Below are 8,250 nucleotides of genomic sequence, written 5' to 3'. Positions count from 1 at the left end.
GCCCCCGCCGACGCGCTCATCGCCACCCTCACCACCGCGGTGCAGGGCCCCAACGGCGGCACCGAGGAGGCGGCGAAGGGCCTGTGGTACCTGGGCGAAATCCTCTACCGCGGCTACAGGGACCTGCCGGCGGACCAGGTGGAGGAGAAGGTCGCCGCGCTCCAGAGCATGGAGGGCATCTACACGCAGGCCGCGTCGCTGGGCTACGCCGAGTGGGCGGTGGCCTCGCTGTGGCGGCTGGCGCTCGCGTACGGCCACATCGCGGACGTGGTGGAGGGCACGGCCCTTCCCGCCGGCCTGTCCGCCGCGGAGGCGCAGCAGTTCCGGGCCGCGGTGAAGGAGCAGGTGACGCCGCTGAAGGCGCGCTCCGACGAGGCGTTCAAAGCCTGCTTGTCCCGCGCCGAGTCGCTGGAGGTCTTCAGCGCCGCGGTGGTGGGCTGCCGCGCCCGCACGGAGACGGCGGCGCTGCCGGTGCCGCAGCCGGGCACGCCCACGCAGCCGGCGTCCCTGGAGGACCTGCGCAAGAAGGCCGAGCGCACGCTCAACGCGGAGGCGCTGGAGGCGCTGGGGCTGGCCTACCTGGACGCGCGCCAATACGGCATGGCGCAGCTCACCCTGGGCCGCGTCACGGAGCTGCAGGACACGCGGGCCTCGGCGCACTCCGCGCTGGGCCTGGCGCTGCTCCACATGGGTGACGCCATGGGCGCGCGCGAGGCCTACGGCCGCGCCATGGACTCCGACCCCACCTTCGGCAAGGCGCGCCTCAACCTGGCCGCGCTGCGCTGCCGCTTCGGCGACGTGGACGGCGCCCGCCGCGAGCTGGCCGTGCTCAAGGACGTGGCCTCGCTGGGCGGCAACGACGTGGATGGCGGGTGGAAGGCATGCAAGTGAGGCCCGCGCGTGCATCGTGGCTCGGCGTCCTGCTCACCGCCGCTCTCTGCGCCTGTGGCGACGAGGGCGGGCAGCTGGAGGGCAGCGTGACGTCGCTGCTCGACCTGCGCTACGACCGCGCGGAGGCGCAGCTGGCCGAAGGCGAGCTGGCGGTGAACTTCGTCACCCAGCAGGGCACGGGCACCAACACGGTGCTGAAGGTCAGCGCCCGGGTGCAGGACATGCTCCCGGAGGGCTACACCGGCTCGCTGGACGTCAACCTGGCGGAAGTCCTTGCCAGCGGCGCCCAGCGCGGCGCCATTGGCCGCAACGTGCTGGATGAGCCGGCGCGGACCTTCCCGGAGCTGCGGGTGGGCGGGCTGAAGGTGAAGGCCCTCCCCAGTCAGCAGGGCCAGCGCATCTCCGGCGAGTTCCACGTCACGTTCGTCAACGGCACCCACACCTATTCCGGGCGCACCATCTTCGGAAGCTTCGAGGCGACGGTTCCATGAAGCGCTTTGTCCTGCTCACCCTCCCCCTGCTCTCCGCGTGCGGCGCCAGCTACAACATGCGCGTGCCCGACTCGCTGGAGAAGAAGCTCCCGTACGAGGCGCGCATCGAGCTGCTGGAGGCGGAGAACAACCTCGCGCTCGCCATCGACAAGGTGGACGAGGCCGACAACGAGATTGGCCGCGCCCGCGACCACATCCGCCGCGCCCGCTCCCGCCAGGAAGCCGCGGAGGATGAGGTGGACCGCGCGTCGGACGAGGTGTCCCGCGAGGTGGCGAAGCTGGCCATCGCCGAGGCCGAGGCCCGCGTGGAGTACCTGCGCGCCCGGCAGCGGCTCAGCGTGGGCCTGCGGGACGTGGAGCGGCTGGCGCTGCGCTGCGCCTTCGCGGAGTTCGAGCTGGCCCGCCTGCAGGCCGCCCGGAAGGCGAAGGTCGAGGGCAGCGAGCGGCTGGAGCCGAAGGACTTCGAGGAGCAGGTCTCCGAGTGCAAGGCGGAGGTGAAGGAAGAGCGCGCCGAGCTCACGGGGGACGAGAAGGAAGAGAAGACGGCGCGGGAGGCGTGGGAGGCGAAGAAGGCGGCGCTCGCGAAGAAGACCTTCGACGCGCGCGCGAGTCCCTACGTGGAGAACCTATAATGAACACTGCCAGCTTCCTGGTGCTCCAGCTCCTCACCGCGCAGGCCGCCGAGCCCGACGCGGCCACGCTCGAGCGCACCGCCGCCGTGGAGAGCGCGCGGTTGGCCGAAGCCCCCGATGACGCGGACGCCCTGTACCGCCTGGGCACCGCCTTCCTCGCGCTCAACACGCCGAAGAAGGCCGTGGCCCCCTTGAAGAAGCTGGTGGACCAGGAGCCGGACCTCATCCCGCCGAAGCTGGCCCTGGCCCGCGCGCTGCGGCTGTCCGGAGAGCCGGGACAGGCGCGCACGGTGCTGGACACGGCCATCGCCGCCTTCCCCGAGGAGTCCACCCTCCGGGCCGAGCGCGGCCTCCTGGCGCGCGTGCTGGACGAGCGCGACGTGGCCATCAGCCAGTACGCGGTGGCGGTGGAGCTGGCGCCCCAGGACGCGGAGCTGCGCTTCAACCTGGGCGAGGCCCTGCAGCGCGCCAGCCGCACGGACGACGCCATCGAGGCCTACCGCGAGGCGCTGAAGCTGGACGCGAAGCTCAACGTGGCCCGTGTGAACCTGGGCAAGGCCCTGGCGGAGAAGGGCCTCAACGGCGAGGCCAAGGAGACGCTGCGCGAGGCCACCCGGCAGAAGCTGGGTGACACCGAGGCGCACTACAACCTCGGCGTGCTCCTCATGCGGGAGAACGACCTGGACGGCGCCATCGCCGAGTACCAGCGCACGCTGGCCGCCGACCCCAAGCACGCCAGCGCGCACAACAACATGGGCGTGGCGTTCAACGGGAAGGACGACCCACGCAAGGCCACCGACGCCTTCCTGAAGGCCATCGCGGCGGACCCGAAGTTCGCCGAGGCGCACTTCAACCTGGGGCTGGCGTACTACCAGCTCGGTGACAACGTCCGGGCCATGAAGGCCTTCGAGAAGGCCGTGGTGCTGGAGCCCCAGCGGTCCAGCGGGCCGTACATCCAACTGGGCCACCTGTACCTGACGCAGGGCAAGAAGAAGCAGGCCGTGGCGGCCTTCAAGAAGGCCATCGAGAAGAGCGCCGAGGACGGGAAGAAGACGACCGAGGCGTACCAGGGACTTGCTCGCGCGTGGCTCAGCCTGGGCAAGGCGGACGAGGCGGTGGCCACCCTGAAGACGGCCGTGGACGCCTTCCCGAAGGACGCGAGCGCCCGCGCCGCCTATGGCGAGGCCCTGCGCGCCAAGGGTGACCTGGATGGCGCCATCGCCGAGTACGAAGAGGGCGTGAAGCTCTCCCCCACGCCGGAGAACCGGCTGGCGCTCGCGGAGGTGTACGCGCAGAAGCGGGTGGGCGCGAAGGCACAGCCGCTCTACAAGGCCCTCCTGGAGGAGGACCCCGGCAATCGCGCCGCGAAGCTGGCGCTCGCGGACCTGCTGCTGGCCATGGGCGACTATGTGGCGGCGGAGGGGCTGCTCAAGCCCCAGGACGGCGAAGAGGCCGACACCGCGGCGCTGGCGCGGCTGGGCATCGTCCACTCGCGGCGTGGGCGGCCGGACCTGGCCGTGGCGGAGCTCGAGGCGGTGGTGGCGAAGGACCCGGCGCAGTTGGAGGCTCGCGCGGAGCTGGGCTTCATCTATCTGCGTGGCGGCGACGGCGCGAAGGCGAAGAAGGTGCTGACGTCCGTGCTGTCGGTGGACCCTCGCCACTCGCTGGGCCTGCTGTACATGGGCCACACGCTGTACCAGCAGGGCAACGCGAAGGGCGCGGAGAAGTCCTTCCGCAGCGCCGTGCAGGCGGACCCGAACTTCGCCGAGCCGCACAACGCGCTCGGGCAGTTGCTGGAGGCGACGAAGCGCCTCGACGAGGCGAAGGACGCCTACAAGAGGGCCGTGCAGTTGCAGCCGGACCACCCGGATGCGAAGGACGCGCTGATGCGGCTGACGGCGTCCGCGCCCACGCCGTAGGCCGCGCGCGGGCCCACGGCAGCGTGTGCGGGCATCGCGCCCGCGCAGTCCCGCGGGTGAGCCCAGCTACGCCGGCACGCCCAGCAACACAGCGCTCACCGCGACGAGCACTTCCGAATTGGAATGACGCTTGAGCAGTCTCCAATGCGGCTCCTCGACGACAACCCACGCCCGTGACTACTCCAACCGCCGCGCGGGCGCAGCTCCCCCTTGGAGGCCGTTCGCGAGCTCGCGACCTGCCAACCTCGGCCCGGCCCCTTTCTGTCAGGGCTCCTCATCCGTTGAGCCAGAAGGCGTGCCGTCCCCTGTCATGAGCACGGCGGGCAACTCAGGCCCCGTGGGCACCGGCTGGGGCTCCAGCGCAAGCGCCCGGCCGAATCGATGGCGCGCCTCCGCGTGCACGCCAAAGGACGCGCCCTCCGCATGCGCCACCAGCACGAGGTCTTCCGAGGGCGGCGTGCCAGCCTCGAAGGCCACGCCGTACGTCACGGAGCGCGCGCCTGTCCCCACCCCAGCGGGAACGGTGAAGGCGGCCGCGCCCTCCGTCAGCGTGGCGCCGACAGGAAGCGAGAGCCGCACTTCAACGGGCGCCTCGAAGCCCGCGCGCCGCTCCACCTCGGCCACAAGCCACACCTGCCCAGGCGAGGACGCCACCACCGTCCAGCTCACGCGCAGGGGCGAAGGAAGCCTCGCCGTGAGCCCAGCTCCCGGACCGGTGGCGTGCGCATGCCCAGCAGCGTCCAGCGTCGGCGCGTCGTCCGCTGGCCGTGCATCCTCCGCAGATGAAGAAGCACCACGGCTTGTCCAAGGCGCATGACCATGGCCTCGTGCCTCCTCCGTCCGGGCAGCGCGGTGCCCCGACGCGGGAGGCGCCGAGAGCGCACGGCGCGCGGAGACACCTCTCTGCATCGGAGACGGGGCAAGGCCCGCGAGAACCGGCGTCCGCACAACAGCCGCGTCCCCGGTGACGCGTGTGCGTACCACGGCTTCCTGATGAGCGGGCGGCGCGAGGCGCTTGCGAGTCTTGCCGCGGAGGCGCTCCACCCCTGAAGCCACGCCCGTGGACAGGGCTCCCGCCAGCGCGAGCGCCAGGACGACGCCCGCCACTCGCTTGCGCGTCAGCAACATGCGGCCTCTCCGTGACGTGGCGTCGTCATCGACATGCTCCGCGGCGTCACTGGCACAGCGGTGAGTGACTGGGATACGGGTAGGCGGACTCCGGCTCGGTGGCCGCGTCCATCACCCAGCGCGGAAAGCCCTGGCACATCATCGTGTCCAGGAAGTCCGCCAGGCAGGGAGCGGGGATGTCCGTCCGCGCCACGTCCACCAACTGGCCCGCCTCCACACGCCACTGGTGCCGCTGGTAGCCCCGTCGCCACGGCGCCGCGTTCATGCCGGGGGCCGCGAGCGCCTCGTACATCGGCTGCCGCGAGGACGTGCCCTTGCCGAGTCGGTAGAGGATGGCGGCCACCTCGCTCACCTCCAGCTTCTGCAGCAATCCCGCCTCCGGACGGGGCCGCGTCCACGCCCCCGTCGCGGGCCGGCGCGCCTCCAGGTCCATCCAGAACATCGTCCCACCCTGCCTGTCGAAGTAGCGGGGACTGCCTCGCACGTCCGCGCTGAACCAGGTGGCCCACCCCTCACTCCACGCCTGTCCCGGGAAGGTGGGCACGCCGAGGTAGTGCGGGCCGCCCTCGTTCGGACTGGTGCCATGGCTGGCCATCACCCAGTGCCCGAGCTCGTGCAGCACCATCGCCTCCGACCACCAGGCCGCGTCGCCATCCCCCGGCAGCCACACCTGCGCGCCCCACGTCCGCCCCGCCGCCGTCACCGGCCACGGCGCGAAGCAGGCGCCGCAGGACCACGTCGTCCCAAAGCCGAGCCACACCACGACAGGCAGTCCCGCGCGGCCATACCGTCCCCGCGACTCGTGCCACGCGGCGCGCAGCGCGCTGAACACGGAGGCGGCTCCGGAGCCGTCCGCCTCCGCGATGGAGAAGACGCCCTGTCCGGCAACGGCGCGCGTGGACTGAGACCAACTCCAGATGCGCGCCGCGCTGCCCGGCACCTCCGTCACCTCCCGAGCCCCTCGCTGCCCCGGGTCCGCCACCGCGTAGGCCACGCGCGCGGCCGAGCCCAGCCCTGCCGCGTACACGACGATGCGGTCCTCCTCCCGAGGCTGCGCCGCGACCCGCACCGAGAACCGTCCATCCAGGCCCGACACCTGGAAGTCCACGAGCGTGGCCCCCTGATACGAGGCCACGAGGAAGCCTCCAGCCGGGACCCACTCCGCCTCGGCCGACCATCCGGTGAAGTCGGCATCCGGGAACCGGCGCGCGTAGCGCACGGTGCCGCTCAGCGTGGGCCCGGGCGCGCCACACCAGCCGCGCCCCTCCGTCTCCACGCAGCCCGCCGCGCACTCGCGCGCACGCCACTGCCCCTGGACACAGGCCTGCCACACACCGTCCGCCGAGCACCGCGAGCCGCCGTCCAGGCACGCCGCGCCCGCGGCGCAGTGGGCTCCGCCCTCCAGTACGCAGGCCTCGTCGGCACCGCAATCCTCCTGGAGACGCACGCCCTCCACGCACCGCTCCACGATGCGAGTCCCCAGACACCGGCCCTCCTCCGGCATGGAGACACAATCCGCCGCGGTGCGCAGGGCCTCGTCGGGAAGAGCGGAGGCACACGCGCGGGCACGGCACACCGTGTCCTCCGGCGCGCAGGCGGCATCACACGGCGGCCCGTCCTGCTCCGGCCCGCACGCCAGCACGAGGATGCCCAGGCACCACACCGCCGTTTCGAAACGCAATGCCGTGGCACCTCCGCGCCCGCCGAAGGGAGACAGGGCGAGGAGGCACGACAGCACGCCCGGTGTGCGGCATGGGAGCACCGGGCAGGCCAAGGCTTCCCTGCCCGTCTGCCGCCAGGGTGACGCAACGGCGCCCCCCACGGGAGAGGCCCTGGGTCATCACGCGCGGTGTGGAGGGGCACCGGCGCCCAGGACGTCTCCCGCGGGGAGCTGAAGCCAGCGAGCACGGCTCCGTCCGTGCTCAGGGAGGCAGCGGCGCGCGACCCTCCGGGATGACCAGGGGACCGGGCAAGCCCGGCCACTCGACGACCTGCACGCGCAGGCCGAAGACGCGGGCCACCAACGCCTGGGAGAGCACCTTCGCCGGGGCGCCCAGCTCCACCACCCGGCCCTCGGCGAGCACGGCCATCCGGTGCGCGTAACGCGCGGCCAGGTTGAGGTCATGCAGCACCGCCAGCACCGCGCCGCCTTCCTGGGCGAAGCGTGCCGCCGCCTCCAGCACGAGGTGCTGGTGGGCCAGGTCCAGGCTCGCCGTCGGCTCGTCCAGCAGCAGGTAGCGGTGTCCGGAGGCCACCGGTTCGGAGAGCTGAGCCAGCACCCGCGACAGCTGCACCCGCTGCCGCTCGCCCCCGGACAGCGTGAGATACGAACGCGAAGCCAGGTGCCGCGTGTCGGTGGCATCGAGTGCCGCCACCGCCGCCGCCAGGTCCGCGCTGCCTTCCGCGCGGCTCGCGTGCGGACTCCGCCCCAGCAGCGCCACCTCCAGCGCCGTGAAGCCGAAGCCCAGCGACGACTCCTGGGGAAGCACGCCCAGCCGCACGGCCCGCTCCCGCGGCTTCCAGCGCGACAAGGGAAGGCCGTCCAGGAGCACCTCGCCCGTCGAGCACCGCAGCTCGCCCGACATGGCGGACAGCAGCGTGGACTTGCCCGCGCCGTTGGGCCCCACGACGGCGAGCACCTCGCCGGGCCGCAGGGCCAGGTCCATGGGCCCCAGCGTCCGCCCCCGGCCCCGCCACACCTCGATGCCACGAACCTCCAGACTCATACGGCCCCCTTGCGCGACAGCAGCGCGACGAAGACGGGGACGCCCAGCACGGACGTGAGCGCGCCCACGGGCAGCTCAGAGGGAATGTCCGCCGTGCGAGCCAGCAGGTCCGCGCCCACCAGCAGCGAGGCTCCCAGCAAGGCGGACGCGCTGAGCAGCCGCCGGTGGTCCGGCCCCAGCGCCAGCCGCAACAGCGCGGGCACCAGCAAGCCCACGAAGGCGATGACCCCGGTGACGGACACCGCGGCCCCCACCCCCAGGGCCGCGGAGAGGATGAGCCGGCGCTTGAGGCGCTCGACATCCACGCCCAGGTGCCACGCCTCGCGCTCCCCCAGCAGCAGGAGGTTGAGGGTGCGCGCCTCACGCAGCAGCAGGCCCAGGGCGATGAGCAGCGGCAGCGTGGCGGCCCCCACCACGTCCCAGGACGCGCCAGCCAGGCTGCCCCAGGTCCAGAAGGTGATGG

8 protein-coding genes are annotated in these 8,250 nt (G+C 72.6%); 4 read left to right on the top strand and 4 right to left on the bottom strand.

Features of this window, described 5'->3' with window-relative positions; genetic code table 11:
* The 4 genes from G4D87_RS28910 to G4D87_RS28895 form a co-directional block, all read left to right on the top strand.
* Positions 1–891 (top strand): tetratricopeptide repeat protein (locus tag G4D87_RS28910; RefSeq protein ID WP_338045006.1); only part of this gene is annotated, 891 nt, incomplete at its 5' end.
* Complete coding sequence (locus tag G4D87_RS28905; RefSeq protein ID WP_163785936.1) at positions 873–1,382, top strand: hypothetical protein; 510 nt, start codon at positions 873–875, stop codon at positions 1,380–1,382. The genes G4D87_RS28910 and G4D87_RS28905, both read left to right, overlap by 19 nt.
* Positions 1,379–2,014, top strand: coding sequence for a hypothetical protein (locus G4D87_RS28900; protein WP_163785935.1), 636 nt, complete (start codon positions 1,379–1,381; stop codon positions 2,012–2,014). The genes G4D87_RS28905 and G4D87_RS28900 overlap by 4 nt, the downstream gene beginning before the upstream one ends.
* The gene (locus G4D87_RS28895) at positions 2,014–3,933 is read left to right on the top strand and encodes a tetratricopeptide repeat protein (protein ID WP_163785934.1); all 1,920 of its coding nucleotides are present in this window, start codon (positions 2,014–2,016) and stop codon (positions 3,931–3,933) included. Before G4D87_RS28900 ends, G4D87_RS28895 begins: the two co-directional genes overlap by 1 nt.
* A 264-nt stretch (positions 3,934–4,197) precedes the next feature.
* Here the strand turns inward: G4D87_RS28895 and G4D87_RS28890 are convergent, their stop codons facing one another.
* The 4 genes from G4D87_RS28890 to G4D87_RS28875 all read right to left on the bottom strand — a co-directional run.
* Entirely contained in the window at positions 4,198–4,602 is a 405-nt protein-coding gene (locus G4D87_RS28890; RefSeq protein ID WP_163785933.1) for a hypothetical protein, read from the bottom strand.
* 505 nt (positions 4,603–5,107) lie between these two features.
* Complete coding sequence (locus tag G4D87_RS28885) at positions 5,108–6,742, bottom strand: hypothetical protein (protein ID WP_163785932.1); 1,635 nt, start codon at positions 6,740–6,742, stop codon at positions 5,108–5,110.
* Positions 6,743–6,983: 241 nt separating this feature from the next.
* Positions 6,984–7,787: a heme ABC transporter ATP-binding protein gene (locus tag G4D87_RS28880; protein ID WP_163785931.1), complete on the bottom strand. Its 804-nt coding sequence runs from the start codon at positions 7,785–7,787 to the stop codon at positions 6,984–6,986.
* Positions 7,784–8,250: FecCD family ABC transporter permease (locus G4D87_RS28875; RefSeq protein WP_163785930.1), on the bottom strand; the 467-nt coding region annotated here is incomplete at its 5' end. The genes G4D87_RS28875 and G4D87_RS28880, both read right to left, overlap by 4 nt.

The organism is Myxococcus vastator (genome assembly GCF_010894475.1).
In the GTDB taxonomy this organism is placed as follows: domain Bacteria; phylum Myxococcota; class Myxococcia; order Myxococcales; family Myxococcaceae; genus Myxococcus; species Myxococcus vastator.
The sequence above is the reverse complement of the archived record's forward strand: the minus strand, read 5'-3'. Positions and strand labels throughout refer to the sequence as shown.